Raw genomic sequence first — 18,763 nt, 5'->3', positions numbered from 1 at the left:
GATGAAAACGATAAAATATATACCGATTACCGCAATGCTTTTTGCATTGACATTACTCAGCTGTGGCGACACAAAATCTGAAGATGGCCACGATGAAGCCACCCATTCTGAAACAGAAGAAAATCACTCTGAAGGGGAAGATGAAGAAGATAATATGGAAGGCGAAGCTAAGGAAGTAATGCTCACGGCACAGCAGTTTGAAGCCTTACAGATGGAAATTGACACGCTCTCACAACGTTATATGAGCGGTTATGTAGAAGCAAATGGCACGCTGGAAGTACCACCCCAAAACGAAGCATCCATTACCGCCATAACAGGAGCAAATGTGGCATCCATAGAAGTAATAGAAGGTGATGAAGTTAAAAAAAATCAAGCGGTTGCCTATCTCTCACATCCCAGCATCATACAGATACAGAGCGATTACTTAAATGCACACAGCAACAGTCGGTTTTTAAAACAAGAATACGAACGTCAAAAAAGGCTTTATGAAGCTGGTGTAGCATCTGGAATGAACTTCCAAAAAGCAACGGCAGACTATCAGTCATCTACCGCAATGGTGAGTGGATTGGAAGCGCAGTTGCGACAATATAACATTAATGTGAGTGGCGTGCGCAATGGTACTATTTACCAGCGTGTTGCATTGCGCAGTCCCATAGCAGGTGTTGTAGAAAAAGTATTTATAAAGACTGGGCAATATGTGGAGCCACAGACCAACTTAATGCAAATAGTAGATACAGACCACGTGCACGCAGATTTAATGGTTTTTGAAAAAGATGTGGACAAAGTGAAGAAAGGCCAAAAAGTACGTTTCAGTATTCAATCGAGGCCAGGAAAAGAGTTGGAAGCCGAAATTTATTCGGTTAGTCAAACTTTTGAGCAAGATCCAAAAGCGGTTCACGTACACGCTGAAATTGAGAATAAAGAAGGTGGTCTTATCCCTGGTATGTATATAAAAGGTAAAATTGAAGTTGATAACCAACAGGCTACTGCACTACCTGAAAGTGCCATAGTTACTGAAGCTGGAAAGAATTATGTATTTAGAGCGCAAAGGGAAGGCGATGCCTGGAGTTTTAAACCAGTAGAGGTTACAACAGGCGAGAAAGATGGCGACTGGATAGCCATACGCTTTTTTGAAAACCCAGATCCTAACACACGTTTTGCATTCAACAATGCCTATTACCTGATGGGAGAAATGAAAAAGGGAGAAACTGAACACGAACATTAAAAGATATGAAAGAAGCAAGAAAACAAAATTTAAAAGAAGCCAGGACACTACAGATTTGGAATGTTATTTATGATGTTATTGAAGTAGTGGTCTCGCTTATAGCAGGATTTACGGCCAATAGTTCGGCATTGATTGGTTGGGGATTAGACAGCACAATTGAAGTCGTAAGTGCGGGAACATTAGGCTGGCGACTACACGGCGAGATTAAAGGTATTGATGAAGAAAAAGTAAAACGAAGACAAAAAATCACGTTAAACGTAATAGCAATTTCATTTACGCTCATCTGTGTTTTCATTTCGTATGACTCCATTACAAAGCTTATAAATCAAGAAACTGCAAACTGGAGCACTTTGGGACTTATTATATTATTGGTTTCCCTCGCTGTAAATCCAATTCTAATATATTTCAAAAGAAAATATGGAAAGAAACTGGACAGTCCAGCCTTGCTTGCTGATGCTAAAGATACCTTTATTTGCTTATATCAAACCATAGTCGTACTTATAGGATTGCTATTGGTCAACTGGTTAGGCTGGTGGTGGGCAGACCCTGTGGCAGCATTGCTTATCGTGCCCTATGCGGCAAAAGAAGGCTGGGAAGCCTACAACAAAGCCAGAAACATCAATTATAACATCGCGAAAAATGACTGAAATAGAAAAAACATTGAGCGATCATAAGGTGCGTCCTACCGCAATGCGCATTTTGATCTACAAATATCTGGCTCAACAAAAGATTGCACTGGCTTTGCTTGATATAGAGACCGCTTTCGCGAAAGCGGAACGATCTACCATCTTTAGAACATTAAAAACTTTTGAAGAGAACGGTATTGTACACCAAATAGAAGATGGTACCGGAATCACTAAGTACGCACTTTGTGAGCCAGGTTGCAATTGCGAGATAGATCAAGATTTACACTTGCATTTTCATTGCAGTAATTGTGATGAAACTGTTTGCTTGACAGAACATAAAATACCACACATCAACCTTCCAGATGGCTACGTAGCCGAAGATGTAAATCTTGTTGTGACAGGTGTTTGTGAAAAGTGCAGTAGTTGACATTGCACAACAGTTGCGCAACTATTTTTTGCATTTTTGTACTTAACGAATTAACTAAAATGAAAAATAAACTAGCGGTTACAAGTATCCTAACAGCAATCACAGCTTCATTGTGTTGTATCACACCTGTTCTGGCATTAATTGCAGGAACAACTGGTGTAGCCTCAACATTTTCTTGGATAGAACCATTTAGACCTTACTTAATAGGGCTAACAATATTAATTCTTCTGTTTGCTTGGTATCAAAAATTGAAACCAGAAAAAGAAATAGACTGCGAATGTGAAACGGATGAAAAACCAAAATTTATGTATTCAAAAACCTTTTTAGGTATTGTAACGGCATTTGCAATTGTGATGTTGGCTTTCCCATACTACTCAAGTATGTTATATCCAAAAACCGAAAAACAAATCATAATAGTTAATAACTCAAATATCAAAACAACAGAGTATAAAATAAGCGGTATGACCTGTGCCAGTTGTGAAGCACACGTAAACCGCGAAGTAAATAAACTCAACGGAATTGTAAATTCAAAAACATCATACGAAAATGCTAACGCAATTATTGAGTATGATAAAACTAAAACGAACGAAACGGAAATTGAGAAAGCAATTAATGCTACAGGTTATAAAGTAACTGATAAAAAATAAAATTGATGCAAACCATATTAAAATCGGAAATCACTTGCCCAGCCTGTGGTTATAAAAAAGAAGAAAATATGCCAACAAATGCCTGTCAATTCTTTTATGAATGTAAGGATTGTAAAATAGTTCTCAAACCAAAGGAAGGAGATTGCTGCGTGTATTGCTCATACGGAACCGTTCCTTGTCCACCAATTCAACAAAACAAAAGTTGTTGCTAACACAAAATTAGATGAAAAAGAAAAAAGTAAACTTACGTGACATAGACCCAAAAGAACATCAAGGCGAACATTCTCACGATGATGGTCACAATCACGATCACGGAGATGGAAGTGCATTTAAAACGTACATCCCTGCGATAGTAAGCTTTGTAATGCTTATTCTAGGCATAGCTGTTGATTATTTTGATGCCATTCCAGCCTTTAAAGGTTGGGTACGGATTGTTTGGTACACCATTGCTTATTTACCTGTAGGTTTTCCAGTTATTAAAGAAGGTTGGAAAAGTATTATGCGTGGCGATGTCTTCACAGAATTTTTATTAATGTCTATTGCCACCTTGGGTGCATTTGCGATAGGAGAATATCCAGAAGGGGTAGCCGTAATGCTGTTTTATGCTGTGGGCGAACTCTTCCAAAATGCGGCTGTTAACCGTGCAAAAGGAAATATAAAAGCCCTACTCGATGTAAGACCCAATGAGGCATTAGTTTATCGTGATGGCGATTATGTTTCAGTAAATCCCGAGACAGTTGAAATTGGCGAAAAGATACAAGTGCGTGTGGGCGAAAAAGTCCCACTAGATGGTATTCTGCTTTCTGAAAAGGGATCTTTTAATACTGCGGCCTTGACAGGTGAAAGCAAGCCTGATACAATTGCTAAAGGCGATAGTGTTTTTGCTGGAAGTATTAATCTCGATGGAGTTATTGAAGTTGAAACAACAAAAGAATTTAAGGACAGTTCCATTGCACGTATTCTCGATATGGTGCAAAACGCAACTGCTAGAAAATCAAAAACGGAATTGTTTATTAGAAAATTTGCGCGGATTTATACGCCTATCGTTGTATTCCTTGCCATCGGCCTGACGTTTCTTCCTTACTTTTTTGTAGATGATTATGTGTTTAGAGATTGGTTATATCGTGCATTGATATTCCTCGTGATTTCGTGTCCTTGTGCTTTGGTTATCTCGATACCGCTAGGTTATTTCGGTGGTTTGGGAGCTGCTTCACGTAATGGTATTCTTTTTAAGGGTGCGTCCTTTCTCGATGCAATGACTCAAGTTAATACCGTAGTGATGGATAAGACGGGAACGGTCACTAAAGCAGTATTTAAGATTAAAGAAATTGTTACTGGTTCCGCTTTCGCGAAAGCAGAATTTATGAAATACCTAATGGCAATGGAAGAGCAATCCACGCATCCAATAGCAATAGCCATTATGGAATATAAAGCTGAAGGAGCAGATTATAATGCTACAGACGTTTCTGAAATTGCAGGTAAAGGTTTGAAAGGTAGTGTAAATGGAAAAACAGTCTTAGTTGGGAACAAAGCATTGATGACAGCACATCAGATAGAGGTACCAGCAGAAACAGACAACATTGTTGAGTCTATAGTTATGGTAGGCATTGATGGCGCATTTGCAGGTTATGTAACAATTGCCGATGAATTGAAAGACGATGCGCATCAAGCGATCAAAGAAATAAGGGCAGCAGGAATCGATAAGATTATTATGCTTTCTGGAGATAAGGATTCTATCACTCAAGAAGTAGCAAAAGAATTAGGCATCGACTGGGCAAAAGGTGGAATGCTTCCAGAAGACAAACTCAACGAGGTGGAAAAATTAAAACAGCAACCAGATACTAAGGTGGCTTTTATAGGTGATGGTATTAATGATGCGCCTGTACTTGCGGCTAGTGATGTAGGAATCGCGATGGGCGGTCTTGGTAGCGATGTGGCTATTGAAACCGCAGATGTTATTATACAAACAGATCAACCCAGTAAAATCTCAAGAGCGATAAAAATAGGCCGTTCTACACGTCGGGTTGTTTGGCAAAATATCATACTTGCCTTTGGCGTGAAAGTTATTGTATTAATATTAGGCGCTGGAGGTCTCGCCACAATGTGGGAAGCAGTCTTTGCAGATGTGGGCGTCGCATTGCTGGCTATTCTCAATGCTGTGCGATTACAGAAAATGAAGTGGGAATAGAATTGTAGAATTCAATAAGTCAACTGGATGATTCACTTACTCAAAAGTTGCATTTACGGTTTTCTGTTATGAAAGGAATTGTTTTTAAATTAATTTTCTTGGCAAACATCAACCAATGGAAAAAAATTTACTCGCTACACTTTCAAATTACAAAACAGAAATTGAACCCATCATTACATCTGACCTATCAGATATAGCAATCATAAGCAATGGCATTGCAAAGTCAAGAATGTGTATTCATAGTTTCAGAACTACTCTTAGATCATCAAAATTTAGAAGTAGAAAAGCTGAGGTACATTTCTTCAAATACACAAAACCTTATGTATATGGACGACTAAAGTTTTTTGTAAAACTTCATAAATATTTACTGCTCAAACCTCAAGGAAGTATAGCAAAACAACGGGCTCACATTGATGAAGCCGTATTGAAGTTGGAGGCACATAATTCTAAAAACATTGATTTTGTAGGTTACTATCGAAGGGATGAAAAAAATTTAGACAAATACTATTTTGTACGTGGCAAAGACGAGATAGGCTTAGCGTCTGACTCTTCACACTTTTATACAGATCCAGAATTTAGCACCAGTCACGATAATTTGGCAGCTCAGATAATAGCCTATGATTTGTTGATTGAACATTATAATGAAGAATTGGATAGACTACGTAAAAAAGAGCTCAACTTATCAATTGAGCCAGACAGCCCAGCAATTCTCAATAATTTATCCTGGACCGCTTCCAAGACTGATTTAGTTGAGATTATATATGCACTGCAAGCGTCTGGTGCGATTAGAAATGGTCAGGCAGAAATCAATAAGATGGCATTGGTCTGTGAAAAATTATTTGATTTAGAATTAGGAAATTTCTATCGTACCTACTTGGAAATTAAAGAGCGTAAGAATGATAGAACAAGATTTTTGACTAAGCTTAAAAGAGATCTTGAACAAAAAATGAAAAATGATGACGAAAAATATTAGACACTAATAATGAACAACTTAACATTTTAAAAATGTTAAAAGTGTTCCCAACCCATTCCCAACTTGGGAATAAATCTCACTAAACAACCACACATTTGTAAGACGAATGTCAAGTTAATGCAAGGACTGTCAATCAAGTTTAGTTGTTGGCAGTCCTAAATTAATCCTGCAGGCGTTGCGGGATCTTTTTTTTTAATAACCTTAAATGTTTTACAAATGCCGACACAAATTATCACCACAGACGACCTAAGAGAATTCAAACTCGAACTCTTCGAAGAACTCAAAGACCTCATCAAAAACCCAGTACCTAATAAGCAGAAAAAATACCTCAAATCTGCTGAGGTGCTGGAAATGCTTCAAATTAGTCCAGGCACACTTCAGAATCTTAGAATTAACGGTACACTGCCATACTCCAAAATAGGCGGTGTTATCCTATACGATGCAGAGGAAATCAACCAGGTACTTTTAGAAAACAGAATCGACAATTCAATTTAATTGTCATCCCGTGCTACGACACGGGAACTCTTTAAGCTTTCTAAATGGCCAATGTCAACTACATCCAACACCTCAACGCAGTATTAGAACAATTCCGCAAAGACAATCGGTTAAATCCAACGCATATTAGCTTGTATTTAGCATTGTTTCAGTTCTGGAACCATCATAGGTTTCCAGAATTAATTCAAGTTTCTAGAGATGAGATTATGGGTATAGCTAAGATTGGATCTACCACCACCTACCATAAATGCATTCGGGAACTGGATAAGGGTGGTTACTTGAAATATATGCCCTCTCGAAATCCTTTTAAAGGCTCAAAAGTTAAGATGACCATATTTTGGACAAGTGGTAAACAAGCTCTAATCAACTCTGTACCAAAAAATGGACAAGCGCTGGTACCTATATATAAACATATACAAACTAATAAAAACAGTTATAAACTACCCAAGCCAAAAAATGAAAAAGAAGTTTTAGAATTTTTTAAAAAAGAAAAGTGGCCAGTTATCGAAGCGCAAAAGTTTTATAACCATTATCAAACTATCGGTTGGAAAATTGGCGGTAAGATAAAAATTGAGAACTGGCAGGCCTGCGCAAAAAATTGGATGATAAAACATCACGAGCTGTCTGTTCGAAAGAGTCACATCGAGCGCAGTCGAGATGCGAAGACAAACAACAACCAACTGTCCCAAAATCAAGACAAGTTCATTTCTGGAGCAGGAAATCTGCACACAAAAAGAAATAAAAACTACAATGAACCCCTTTAGTTCCCGCGCAGGCGGGAATCTCGTAAAACCTGTCATTCCGTGCTTGACACGGAATCGCATTAACGCTACCGATATGAGTATTGAAACCACATACAACCCAAAAAATCCAGGCACACTTATTCTTGGTGCCAACGAGTTTCAAGTTGCAATTCTTAGGGATGAGGTTCTGCAATATGATTTCAAAGCCTCAATACGGTTTTTGGAAGCAAAGGGAAAAATACTTTTTGGTAGGCATTTCAAAATACACGAAGAAGACTACGAACTCCTGTACAAGCTTGTGACATACTTCATCGAAGACCAAAGAGTAGGCAACAAACTAGAGATTGACCTCAACAAAGGCATTTTACTTTCAGGACCAGTAGGCTGTGGAAAAACCACGTTGATGAGATTGCTACCTCATCTTGTACCGCACAAACGGCACTATCAATCAACCTTGATGCCGTGTCGAAACATCGTCTTTGGGTTCAATAACTTGGGTTATAAAATCATAGAAGACTACGCCGATACTAAAGCCTATTGCTTTGATGATTTAGGTGTAGAGTCAATAGGTAGGCACTATGGCAAAGACTGTAATGTAATGGGCGAGATACTAATCACTAGATATGAAGTGATAATGAATCAAAAGTTGTCACATCGAGCGCAGTTGAGATGCCATATCACCACAAACCTCAATTCCCTTGAAATTGAAGAGCGTTACGGTGAAAGAGTAAGGTCAAGAATGAGGGAAATGTTTAATCTTATTTCATTTGATGAGAATAGTTCAGATAAAAGACATTAAATATTTTAAAATAAATGCATTTACCATATTTAGAGCTAATAGATAATTTATAATAATGTTTATAAAATAATGAATAGTCTATCAATAAAAATCACTCTATATCAAATACTATAATTAATTTAGTCTAATAATTTAGTGAACAATGCATTTATTCCAAACTTCAGAACTAAAATCAATCTTACATTATTAGAGGCAACAGTGGTTGACAAAGCCTAATAAAAAATATCGCATCGCTATTATACAAAATTGGTAAACATCCTGTAGAATGAAAAAGGATCAAAAATATTATGGGGAAGTATGGTTTGCTGGCGAAGAAAGCAACAAGCAATTTGCTGTGCTTTTTTATAAAGATGACGATCTAATGTTGGAAACAAATCTTTGTGCACCAAGAACAGTTTATAAACAACCACAAATTTTAGGAGTTTTTACTGGATTAGGGTACATAACTTTCATTGACTGTCGTATTCAACATTCTTCATCAGGAATGGTCGAGACACGAATATATCGTCCTAAATATACATTTGTAAGTGCAGTTCATTTCGTAAATGTTTTAAATACGAAAGTCTCTGAATTTTCTGTTATTAATGATACAATAGTAAAATGGGTAAATCATTATACGTGGTATGACCATTTGGATGAAAAACTACTCTATAAAAAATTTGACGATCTCTATACAATTGATGAGATAGGATTAGAAATAACAATAAGTCATTATTTGAATTTTCAATCTGAAAGAACAGAGTTACATATCAAAAATCGTGGTTCAATTCTGTTTAAAAAGGATGAGCCCGTCGATATTTTGGAATCGATTAGAATTTATGTTCAATTTCAAAAAATGCTACAACTACTCTTTGGGCGGTCAGCCAAGTTTGAAAGGTTCAGTTTTAAATGTCTTTCCTGTGGAGAGTGGCAGCAGGTTTATTATAATGATAAAAAATTAACCAAGTCCACAAATACTTATGTACATACAGATTATGAGAAAGTAAAAGTTGATTTAGACAAAGTGCTGCACGCAGTGTACACTAATAATTCTTTTCAATTCTGCCTGGACAAGCTGATGGAAAACTTCATAGCTACCCAAACAAGCCATAACAAGAGATTTACTAATAGTATAGCATCTTTTGAAGCCTTTGGGAAATTATATTCAGGACATAAATCAAATAACCTGTCAAAGTTCATTAAACATTACAAAACAGCATTTGTACTAATCGGTAAATTTACTGATGATGAGTGGAAATCATTTCCAAGTAAAGTAGTACGTTCAAGAGATTATCACGTTCATAGCAATATTGCCAACAAGAATGTATACAGTGAATATGAATTACTCTACATAAGCTTTCTATTCGATTTTGTAATAGCTTATCTATTACTCGAAACCCTTGAAGTATCGGAAGATCTATTAAAGAATTTCATTATGCACGGCAACAGCGTATTTATCGATATGAAAAGAACCAATGAAATATTAAGTGCAAATCCACTGCTAAAATCTCAATCAAATTAAAAACGACACCATAAACTTGATTTTTGTATGTTGTCCGTAGTTTTCAACATTTTTATCAACATTGTGTAATAATAAATGATATATTTGCGTTTAAGACGCAAATAATACCTTTATTATGCTTATTCAGTTTTCTGTAACAAATTATAAATCGTTCAGAGATAAGGCAACCTTATCTTTAGTAGCTTCTAACTATGATAAAAAAGTAAGAGAAGCCGATAACGTTGCGGCGTTTGAAGATTTTTCTTTCCGTTTACTTAAAAGTGCGGTTATGTATGGTCCGAACGCAAGCGGAAAGAGTAAATTCTTTGAAGCTTTTAATTTTGTACGCCACTATGTTAGGGATTCTGCCACTGATTTTACAGCTGGCGATAAAATTCCTGTAGAACCGTTTCTACTTGATGAAACTTCAAATAATGAACCAAGCGAATTTGAAGTAATTTTTTTACATAATGGTTTGAGATATAGATATGGTTTTGAATTGACAGAAGAAAAAGTGCTTTCAGAATGGCTCTATGAAAAAGCTACAAAAGAAATTGAATTGTTTTATCGTGACGAACAATTCATTACTACGCATCCTAAAAAGTTTAAAAAAGGTGGAGTAATTGCCAAACAAGGTTTTGTAAGAGATAATCAACTTTTTCTTTCTCGTGCAGTGCAATTCAATGATGAGATTTCTGAATCTTTATATAGCAGTTTGAGCAAACTACGTACACTTTCTGGTCTTGATGAAAAAGGCTTTCAAGGCTACACAATGTCTCTTTTGGATAAAGCAGATTACAAGCAAAAGATTTTAAAATTATTAGAAGCTGCTGATCTCGATATTGAAGATATTGAAGTCGAAAAATTGGATACAAATAATTTACCTACAGACCTACCTAAATCTTTAAAAGAGTTTATCAAAAAAGAATCTTTGGATAATGAAAAAGTATTCGTTTCAGATGTTTTGACTAAAAGATGGAAGTATAATAATAAGGAAGAAAAAGTAGGCCACACTCATTTTTCTATGGATGATATGGAATCGTCAGGAACAAAGAAGTTTTTTGCTTTGACGGGACCTATTATTGACACTTTAGAAAACGGTAATACTTTGTTTGTTGATGAATTAGACTCTAAATTACATCCAAATCTTGTAGAAAAGATTGTGTCACTTTTTAATTCAAAATCTTTAAATCCACATAATGCTCAATTAATTTTCAATACCCATAATACAAATTTATTAGATAGCGGTTTGTTACGTCGTGATCAAATTTGGTTTGTAGAAAAAGATAGTTGTGGTAGTTCAGAACTTCATTCATTGTCCGATTTTAAAAAAATTAGAAAAAATGAAGCTTTAGAATCAAATTATTTGCGCGGTAAGTACGGGGCAATTCCTTATTTAGAGTTTTTTAATTCATTCACTTCAAAATTTCTGGAATATGAAAATGAAGGATAAAAGAGCTGAACAAAGAGAGAAAAGAAAAGAACATCTCGAACGTTTAAAAGCATCAAAAAAAGATAATAGAAGAAAAGAGCCATCACTAAATCGTAAGAGAGCAACATTAATACCTCGAAAAGTAATTCTTATTGCTTGCGAAGGCAAAAACACAGAACCGTCTTACTTCCGCCAATTCAAAGTTAAATCTGTAGATATAGAGCCTATTGGCGATGGTTATAGCCACTTATCCCTTGTGGATTGGGCAACCAAGAAAGCATCACATAAAAAATATGATGAGATATGGGTTGTGTTTGACGCTGATCCTAAACCAGATGATGCCACCTGGAAACAAAACTTCAACAATGCTGTATGGAAAGCTCAAGGATTAAATTACAAAGTTGGGTATTCCCATCAGGCTTTTGAATATTGGTTGCTTCTACATTTTGAAGCTCATCAAGGTGGTAGTATGCCTCGCACAGATTATGATGCAAAAATAAACAGCTATATTAATCCTTTAGGTGCTACCTATGAAGGTAAAGGAGATAAAAAAGTGACTAAAGATTTTTTTGATCTGTTGATGGGTATTGAACCAGGTACAGTTAAAAGAAGAGTAGAGATTGCAATGTGTAGAGCAAAAGCAATCTTTGACCGACTACCACACACTAACTTTGCTGATGAAGAAAGTTCAACGTCAGTATTTCTTTTAGTGAAAGAATTATTGGATATGGATATTCCAAAGAGTAAGAGAATTCCACTAGAAGTAATTTGTAAGTAATTCACCACCTTCAGCACTTGCCAGCTCATCGCTCATTTCCTCATTCCGCAAGCTGCATTCGTCCATTCACTCTTCACTAACAAAAGCCTACGGTTCCCCGCGGTACCAGCAATAATTACTATAGTCACTTAAAGATAAATTAATCGCTATGCTTGATTTTTCAATCTCTCATTCATTAAAATTCTATCTTGGTATTTATTGCCCGTACCCTTTGCCATTGCGCTCACAACAGTAAATAGATTTGTATTTTATTTGAACAGCAGTATTAGCATTAACATTGAGGAAAGGCAGGTAATAAGGAGTGCGCCAGTTGCTTCATTTTGTTCCATACCACATATCTGCAAGCGATAAGGTTTTTGTCAATGTCACCTCGAGCGGAGTCGAGAGGCTATTAAAATTAATTCAAAAATTTCATTGCGAGCACTTGCATATACCACCACTGCATCCACCGTACGCTATCCAACAGCAATGGCTTGTGCTATTTCACACATTACACGCCTTATGCACCCGTAGCTACTCTTGCCCCTTTAAATCCTGAGAAATAGGAGTGTCGCTTTGGCGCCACACATAAAATAAAGGGTCAACCGCTACTGCATAATTTGCGAGCCTGCGGGTCGCTTCGGGCAAAAGGGCTGTCACACGTTTTGCAAGTGAAATTATTGAACCCTCATCAGTTCAAGTACGGTTGTCAGCAACGCCACCGCTAAAGGGATGGCACTGCTTCAAACCACGTAAGTAAGAGCTATAACTCCATTTCACCGCTTCGTGCCTCAGCACCTTCATTGCGTCACAGCACTTACAGTCAGCATTTGAACATTCTGCTTATCAATCAAAAAAGCAAAACCTCCGCCAGCCCTTTTGTGTAAACATTTCCGTCGGCGCGCTCGTGTCTCACGCTTCACCTACAGCACCCTTGCTCAACTCGCAGGCGGCTCGCGCCTTGGATTACCTGCTAGAGAAAATAATAGATAGGACAATAGTAATTTAATAGAGGATGAGAGTGAATCAAAAAGGCGGAAGCAATCAAATAGCGCCTTTGCAAGGCGCGCCAACACGCATCACTTCCGCCTTTTTGATTTCTTATATTTTTTCATCAACCGATGCCATTTGGACCGCTTGTAGTACAACTTTAGTAGAACAGAGCACACAAAGCTCACGGTCGCACCAAATATGGCAAGAACAGCAGTAGCAATCAGCTCATCATCGTTCAAGTTTGGAAGGGTACATAAAACCGTACCTCCAAGCACGGAAACCTTTGTATGTAAATAGCGTATCGGCATATCAAAAATTAGCATTTTGATTATCATTCTGCATCGTTCATTCTTTACTCTTCACAGAATCATTTTCTTGTACTTCCTGAATAGTATCAGAATCATCCTTTTCCTCTTCTTTCACAACCGCCTGACTAACAGCTGTGGCAACTGAACCCGCAACGGTAGCGTATGTGGCGATAGTAATTAGGGTTGCAGGCAATGAAATTGGAGCCGTAAGGATGGCACCACCTGCAGTAGCAAGTGCCAGCCCAATGTTCCGTAATACCCGAAAGAATTTCGGTGTCGGTTTTTTATAGCGTTCTACAATAGTCATAATGTTAAGATTTAATAGTTAGTGTGATAGTTTCGTTTAATTCAATAGCTCGATAGCAGAGAATCAAGAGCTTGTTAAGCGATTCTCGAGAATTCCAGCCTTCCCCGATATCTGCGAGCTGTGATACTGGAGCAATACAACCGCGAAGCTCTTTCAAGGCATTATTCGCAGGATGAATAAGAATAAGACTTCGACCTTTCACGTCCTGCACGTGCAAATGATTCTGAAACCGTTTCGAGTGTCTTGCAACAATCTCATAAGTACCTTCAGGAATACAGGAGATATTCCGCTGATTCTCTCTCCAAGGCAATTCAATTGTAAAACAAAGAAACTGCCCGTTAACGAAAAGAGCACCATTGGTGCCCTTTTCAAAATAACTTCGTTTAAGGACAAGTTCCATTACACCGTATCGACTTGCGCAATAGAAAGGGCGTTGAATGCGCCGTTCTTCAGAGAATACATCTGTCCGTTCACTTGCTGGTAAAACTCGATACCTACAACTTGTATGATTGGTAGGTTAGAGTTTTCAGAAAGTGTTACCGCCAAATCAATAGCGCCAGTATTACTACTGTCATAAGGTAAGATGGCAGTTTCAGCACTCTCAAAAGTTGAGTTTTCATTTTCGAAATCCAACTCCGTTGCACCCATCACAACCTTAAAGTGCGTCGTTCCGCCAGGAGAGGCGATACGTACTGCAGGCGCAAAAGAAGCGATATCAAGTCCAACATCGCCAGTGACTCTATCCAATGAGGTAGAGTAAGGCGCAAAAAGCGTTGAGCCAAGTCTACCGTTGAGGTTGAACTCAAAGCCTTGCAAGGTGCTCATATTACCATCTTGGATGGTACGAAGTCCACGCTCATTGACGCTGTCTGTCTTTGTGACCGCAACGAGATCTCTCGTTAATCGACTCACAACACGTTTGTCTTTCGCATTCTGCAACAGCACCCGAATCGCATTTCTAATGAGTTTACCACCTTTACCGGCACGTCCAAATTCAGAACCGTTCTCACGTGTTCTTTGGAACGCTGGGTCATTAGCAATTCTGCTTGCATCGACACCACCTTTGTAACGCGCAAGGTGTCCGTCTGCGCTCTTGTAGAAGGAAATATCACCGATAGTTCCTTTCAGTTTAATAATACCTGTTTGCTTAGCCATAATGCTCTAAAATTTTGATTATGAGCCAAAAGACAGTAGATTTATATAGAAAATCAAAAACAGCCGTACAACCATTCCGATAGATGCCGTTTATGCCAATATGGTATATAGATAGAGTAGAGTTGAGGTATGGATAAAGTATGGATAGTGTATGAAATGAAGATAGTAAGAGCCTGCATATACCCTAAAGATGTTCATTGCCTCACGGGCAGAAGTGAGCGCTATGGCAGGAAGCTTTTAAATACCATTAGAGAACACTTTGACAAACAACCTCACCAGTTTGTCACAGTGGAAGAATTCGCTGAGTATAGCGGTATTAAAGAAGATGTCATTACTGAATATTTACGGCAAGTTTCATAGTATTTGATGTCTATTAAATAGGTTAAAAACACTACAATTCTTATCTTTAAACTCATCTACGAATAACATTTCGAGGTAACGTTCTTTAGATACTATTTTACGAATAAGGCTACCAAACCTTATTTTCAAATACATAATCATCTGTAAAACAGAAATATAGGGGTGTAGGTTTTCTTCCTGCCACCCCGACTTTTTTAAAAACCTTCAGATTAATTTCTGAAGGTTTTTTTTGTTTTAAAGAAATTCAATCAATACATAAAGAATTTCTTAAAAAAATTAAAAAAGAGGTGAGTCATTATTCTTGGTATTTGTTTTTAATATTTAAAAGGGTTTTAATTGTAACCAGTTAATTGGTTATTCCGTTCAAGCTATCAGAAATCACTATTATTCTTAGTTGAATATCTTTTTTTATAAACCTTAATTCATCAAGTTTCGAAATTGTAATACTATTATTTTGAGGCATATTTTTATAGGTGTTTTCAATAGCTGTGATATGTTTTAAGTATTCTAAGTTTCGGATAAGCTCACTTCCCATAGACGATTTTCTTGGCTTACTAAATTTCATTTTTCTATGTAATCCTATTCTTAAATTTAAATTCGAGACTTTAGTTGGATTAATTAATTTTTTAAAACTTAAATAAAAACTTATAATTAAATCTTTTAAAGAACTAATGTTTATGTGCTCATTAAAATGTTTCGAAAATAAGGGTTGTGGAGAACCTAAAATCGCTTTTTCATTTTCAGATATAATAAATAACCAGCCTATTGGAATTAAAAAGATAAGGAACACTAAATAATACATAATATAAATTTTAAGATTTAAGATTTTATGAGCATTTATCTCATTGTTTCTGTAAATCTAAGAGCAACTTAAAACGTATTTAATTCAAATTCGATAACATGAAATCATTTGTCGGTGAATGGAAGTTTTATAAAGTTATAAGAAAACTTGTGATGTCTGGTTGATCTTTTAAGGTTTCAAAATTGATCAAACCCTCTTTATTATACGTTTGTTTAATTTAGTAATATAAAAGAAGCTTTAGTAATTGTCTAAATAGTAATAGGTTAAAATTGGCTGTTACGAAGATTAATCTCTTTATAAATTTTCTTCAATCTTACTAAAACTGTCAACACAATATTTTGTTTCAATATTTTACAATTGAAGTAAATTAGTTTTACCTAATTATTACTAACTCTTCTAATTTCATTCATCGAACCATTTCTTCCATTCACCGACAGTAAATGGTCGTTCGTACCTTTAAATAATTTAGCAAACTTATTAGATTATAAATTTACTTATATCAATCACTATTATTACTTAGATATGAAAACAGCTATTATTTTAATTGGGTACCAAAATGACTATTTCGCAGAAGATGGAATTCTTAGAGAGGTGGTTGAGGAATCTTCTAAAGTCACAAACATTATTGAGAATACCGTGAATTTAATTAATAACTGTGATGATAAGTTAATCATATCTACTCCAATTATATTTTCAGAATCTTATGCTGAACTTTCGGAACCTGTTGGCATATTAAAAACCATAAGAGATGTAGGTGCCTTTAAAGAAGGTAGTAAAGGTTCTGAAACTATAGTGGAGTTAAAGGCTTTCGAAGATAAAATAATCGAGATACCTGGAAAATTAGATCTAAACGCTTTTAATAATACTGCACTGGAGCAAACTTTAAAGGATAATGACATAAATCATATTTATTTAGCGGGAACAGTAGCTTCAATATGTATAGATTCAACCGGTAGGTCTGCAGTTGAAAGGGGTTTTAAGGTAACAATGATTTCCGATTGTATATCTGGGCGTACAGTATTTGAGAAAGATTTCTTCTGTGAAAATATTTATCCACTTTATTCAGATAGCGTGCTCTCTACAGAAATATGTAATGGCGGAAAATAAACGAAACTTAGACATTCAAATTCAAAATAGGTTAATTGAAGAGCTAACCTATTCTAATAGTGAATTACAATTAATAAATACATTCGCTAAAATATTTCAAGAGTTAAAATCTACTGAAGAGGTTGTTTCTGAAATAACTACAAGATTTAAGACGCATCCAGTCTATAAGTTTTGTACTATTTATTTATATAATGATTTAGCGCTTTATCAGAAAGGCTCGTCTTTTAATGAAACCAAGCTTTCTTTAAGCAACAGTTATGATGCAGTTGTTCGTAACGTTGCTGAAACAAAAACTCCAATATTAAATAATGATTTTTCTAATGAAAGTCTGAGTATTTCTGAAGAATTAGAATGGTCTTCAAGGATTACAGTACCAATGATGCATAAAGACAAAGACATTGTTGGTGTTATGGATTTTGTACATCCTGAAAAGAATATATTCAAGAAAAACAATTTAGAGACTCTTACCACTATAGCAACACTTGCTGCTAATAAAATTATTGATACAAATAATTTTGAACGAATTAAAATCTACCAAAACCAATTAGAGGAATATGTGCATATCGTATCACATGACCTTAAAGCTCCTCTAAGATCTATTAATGCTTTACTATATTGGATTAAGGAGGATAATGCAAATAGCTTAAATGAAACCACTTTAGAGAATTTTAATTTAATAGATGATATTCTTCTTCAAATGGAAAATTTGATATCCTCAACGTTAAGTTATTCTAAAATGGATTATGATATTTCTGAAAAGACAACTATTGATTTAAACGCCATTATTTTTGATGTTAAAAAAACAGTCTTCATTCCAGATAATATAGAATTGATTGTCGAAAAGGAACTACCTACTTTTTATGGAGAGAAAGTGAAGGTTGTACAATTGTTTCAGAATCTAATAAGTAATGCCATTAAGTATAACGACAAGGAAGCAGGTAAAGTTATCATTGATTTTACAGAAGATGAATCACATTTAAACTTCTCCATAAAGGACAATGGTATAGGTATAAATAAACGCTATTTCAGTAAAATTTTTGAGGTATTCCAGTCCTTAGATGAGAATAAGGAATCTTCAGGAATAGGTCTTTCTATTGTTAAAAAGATAGTTAATCACTTTAATGGAGCAATCTGGCTTGAAAGTGAAGAAGGAAGTGGAACAACATTTTACTTTAGTTTGAGAAAAAATCTTACGTAAAAACTGCAGTTAAACATTTTAAAATTTTCACTGGCTTAACATTTCATTATAAGAGAAGTTAAGCCTTTTTACAATTTATAGTTATAGTAGTGCTCCATTTCACCTTACTGCGTAAATGAAGAGGAAGACATTAGTTAACTAAAGGGCTGAGCTGTTATAGTATAATACACTTGAAAAACGGATGAACCAGATGGTGTAAAAACATTTGGAGATACGCGAAACTCAACAGGAATATCTTGCCTACAACCTTTAAACTCAAAAACTTTTATAGCCTGTGTTGCATCATTAGGTATGGTTATAAATCCATCTGCATCTGCACCATTAGTTTCTGCTGTTAAGTTTCTAGGTCCAAAATATTGAAGAATTGGTAATAACGTATCATAATTACTCACTAATGGAAATCTTTGCCCGCTATTATCAAAAGTTTTAGCTTTAACTATAGCACCTTGAGGCGCATTTACAGTGTGTAAAAAAACTTTATAAAGGTAAACTGTTTCACAGTTTTGTTCAGAAGATGTTGTTCCTCCTGTTATTGGGTTAGTAGTTGGGTTTAATATAAAACTAACCAATGGATCTGTATTGCTACTAATTAACTCAACATCATCTAGACCAGCTTCCATAGTTGTAATAGATTGGGCAAAGTTTGGAGAACCATTTATATCTAAAGTGCCATCTTGCACTTGAGCATTTATTAGTTGTATGCCTGCTAAAAATAGTATAATGTTTAAATACGTTTTCATA

At 35.8% G+C, this 18,763-nt stretch carries 20 protein-coding genes; 15 read left to right on the top strand and 5 right to left on the bottom strand.

Annotated elements, in window-relative coordinates:
* Position 1: 1 nt before the first annotated feature.
* The 13 genes from CA2559_RS11535 to CA2559_RS11480 all read left to right on the top strand — a co-directional run bounded on the left by CA2559_RS11535 (position 2) and on the right by CA2559_RS11480 (position 11,813).
* Positions 2 to 1,225 (top strand): efflux RND transporter periplasmic adaptor subunit, encoded by a 1,224-nt coding sequence (locus CA2559_RS11535; protein WP_041241012.1) that lies wholly within the window; start codon positions 2 to 4, stop codon positions 1,223 to 1,225.
* A gap of 5 nt (positions 1,226 to 1,230) precedes the next feature.
* Complete coding sequence (locus CA2559_RS11530; protein WP_013188076.1) at positions 1,231 to 1,872, top strand: cation diffusion facilitator family transporter; 642 nt, start codon at positions 1,231 to 1,233, stop codon at positions 1,870 to 1,872.
* Positions 1,865 to 2,278, top strand: a complete 414-nt coding sequence (locus CA2559_RS11525; protein WP_013188075.1) for a Fur family transcriptional regulator — start codon at positions 1,865 to 1,867, stop codon at positions 2,276 to 2,278. The genes CA2559_RS11530 and CA2559_RS11525 overlap by 8 nt, the downstream gene beginning before the upstream one ends.
* 59 nt (positions 2,279 to 2,337) lie before the next feature.
* Positions 2,338 to 2,925 carry a mercuric transport protein MerTP gene (gene merTP, locus CA2559_RS11520; protein WP_013188074.1) on the top strand — a complete coding sequence of 196 codons (588 nt, stop codon included), beginning with the start codon at positions 2,338 to 2,340 and terminating at the stop codon, positions 2,923 to 2,925.
* Positions 2,926 to 2,930: 5 nt separating this feature from the next.
* The gene (locus CA2559_RS13955) at positions 2,931 to 3,137 is read left to right on the top strand and encodes a GDCCVxC domain-containing (seleno)protein (RefSeq protein ID WP_083798876.1); all 207 of its coding nucleotides are present in this window, start codon (positions 2,931 to 2,933) and stop codon (positions 3,135 to 3,137) included.
* Positions 3,138 to 3,148: 11 nt separating this feature from the next.
* Positions 3,149 to 5,113 (top strand): heavy metal translocating P-type ATPase, encoded by a 1,965-nt coding sequence (locus CA2559_RS11515; protein WP_013188073.1) that lies wholly within the window; start codon positions 3,149 to 3,151, stop codon positions 5,111 to 5,113.
* A gap of 115 nt (positions 5,114 to 5,228) precedes the next feature.
* Positions 5,229 to 6,086, top strand: a complete 858-nt coding sequence (locus tag CA2559_RS11510) for an RteC domain-containing protein (protein ID WP_013188072.1) — start codon at positions 5,229 to 5,231, stop codon at positions 6,084 to 6,086.
* Positions 6,087 to 6,302: 216 nt separating this feature from the next.
* Positions 6,303 to 6,581, top strand: coding sequence for a helix-turn-helix domain-containing protein (locus CA2559_RS11505; protein WP_013188071.1), 279 nt, complete (start codon positions 6,303 to 6,305; stop codon positions 6,579 to 6,581).
* Positions 6,582 to 6,625: 44 nt separating this feature from the next.
* Positions 6,626 to 7,345, top strand: a complete 720-nt coding sequence (locus tag CA2559_RS11500; RefSeq protein ID WP_013188070.1) for a hypothetical protein — start codon at positions 6,626 to 6,628, stop codon at positions 7,343 to 7,345.
* 73 nt (positions 7,346 to 7,418) lie between these two features.
* Positions 7,419 to 8,123 (top strand): ATPase, encoded by a 705-nt coding sequence (locus tag CA2559_RS11495; protein WP_148232813.1) that lies wholly within the window; start codon positions 7,419 to 7,421, stop codon positions 8,121 to 8,123.
* A gap of 265 nt (positions 8,124 to 8,388) precedes the next feature.
* Positions 8,389 to 9,624, top strand: coding sequence for an ApeA N-terminal domain 1-containing protein (locus tag CA2559_RS11490; RefSeq protein ID WP_013188068.1), 1,236 nt, complete (start codon positions 8,389 to 8,391; stop codon positions 9,622 to 9,624).
* A gap of 115 nt (positions 9,625 to 9,739) precedes the next feature.
* On the top strand, positions 9,740 to 11,056 hold the full coding sequence (locus CA2559_RS11485) for an AAA family ATPase (protein ID WP_013188067.1): 1,317 nt from the start codon (positions 9,740 to 9,742) through the stop codon (positions 11,054 to 11,056).
* Positions 11,040 to 11,813: an RloB family protein gene (locus CA2559_RS11480; protein ID WP_013188066.1), complete on the top strand. Its 774-nt coding sequence runs from the start codon at positions 11,040 to 11,042 to the stop codon at positions 11,811 to 11,813. The genes CA2559_RS11485 and CA2559_RS11480 overlap by 17 nt, the downstream gene beginning before the upstream one ends.
* A 1,317-nt stretch (positions 11,814 to 13,130) precedes the next feature.
* Here the strand turns inward: CA2559_RS11480 and CA2559_RS11475 are convergent.
* The 4 genes from CA2559_RS11475 to CA2559_RS11455 form a co-directional block, all read right to left on the bottom strand.
* Positions 13,131 to 13,400, bottom strand: a complete 270-nt coding sequence (locus CA2559_RS11475; RefSeq protein WP_013188064.1) for a hypothetical protein — start codon at positions 13,398 to 13,400, stop codon at positions 13,131 to 13,133.
* Between the two features lie 4 nt (positions 13,401 to 13,404).
* Positions 13,405 to 13,800 (bottom strand): DUF5675 family protein, encoded by a 396-nt coding sequence (locus CA2559_RS11470; protein ID WP_013188063.1) that lies wholly within the window; start codon positions 13,798 to 13,800, stop codon positions 13,405 to 13,407.
* Positions 13,800 to 14,555: a hypothetical protein gene (locus tag CA2559_RS11465; RefSeq protein ID WP_013188062.1), complete on the bottom strand. Its 756-nt coding sequence runs from the start codon at positions 14,553 to 14,555 to the stop codon at positions 13,800 to 13,802. Before CA2559_RS11465 ends, CA2559_RS11470 begins: the two co-directional genes overlap by 1 nt.
* Positions 14,556 to 15,261: 706 nt before the next feature.
* Positions 15,262 to 15,717: a hypothetical protein gene (locus CA2559_RS11455; RefSeq protein ID WP_013188059.1), complete on the bottom strand. Its 456-nt coding sequence runs from the start codon at positions 15,715 to 15,717 to the stop codon at positions 15,262 to 15,264.
* A 522-nt stretch (positions 15,718 to 16,239) separates the two neighbouring features.
* On the opposite strand from CA2559_RS11455, the gene CA2559_RS11450 reads away from it, so the two are divergent.
* Both CA2559_RS11450 and CA2559_RS11445 read left to right on the top strand, forming a co-directional pair.
* On the top strand, positions 16,240 to 16,824 hold the full coding sequence (locus CA2559_RS11450) for a cysteine hydrolase (protein ID WP_013188058.1): 585 nt from the start codon (positions 16,240 to 16,242) through the stop codon (positions 16,822 to 16,824).
* Positions 16,757 to 18,022, top strand: a complete 1,266-nt coding sequence (locus CA2559_RS11445) for a GAF domain-containing sensor histidine kinase (protein ID WP_238524711.1) — start codon at positions 16,757 to 16,759, stop codon at positions 18,020 to 18,022. The genes CA2559_RS11450 and CA2559_RS11445 overlap by 68 nt, the downstream gene beginning before the upstream one ends.
* Positions 18,023 to 18,156: 134 nt before the next feature.
* Here CA2559_RS11445 and CA2559_RS11440 read toward each other — a convergent pair whose 3' ends face one another.
* Positions 18,157 to 18,762: a hypothetical protein gene (locus CA2559_RS11440; protein WP_013188056.1), complete on the bottom strand. Its 606-nt coding sequence runs from the start codon at positions 18,760 to 18,762 to the stop codon at positions 18,157 to 18,159.
* Between the last annotated feature and the right edge of the window lies 1 nt (position 18,763).

The organism is Croceibacter atlanticus HTCC2559, assembly GCF_000196315.1.
Classification (GTDB): domain Bacteria; phylum Bacteroidota; class Bacteroidia; order Flavobacteriales; family Flavobacteriaceae; genus Croceibacter; species Croceibacter atlanticus.
Note: the sequence above shows the minus strand (reverse complement) of the source record. Positions and strands in the feature narration are given on the sequence as shown.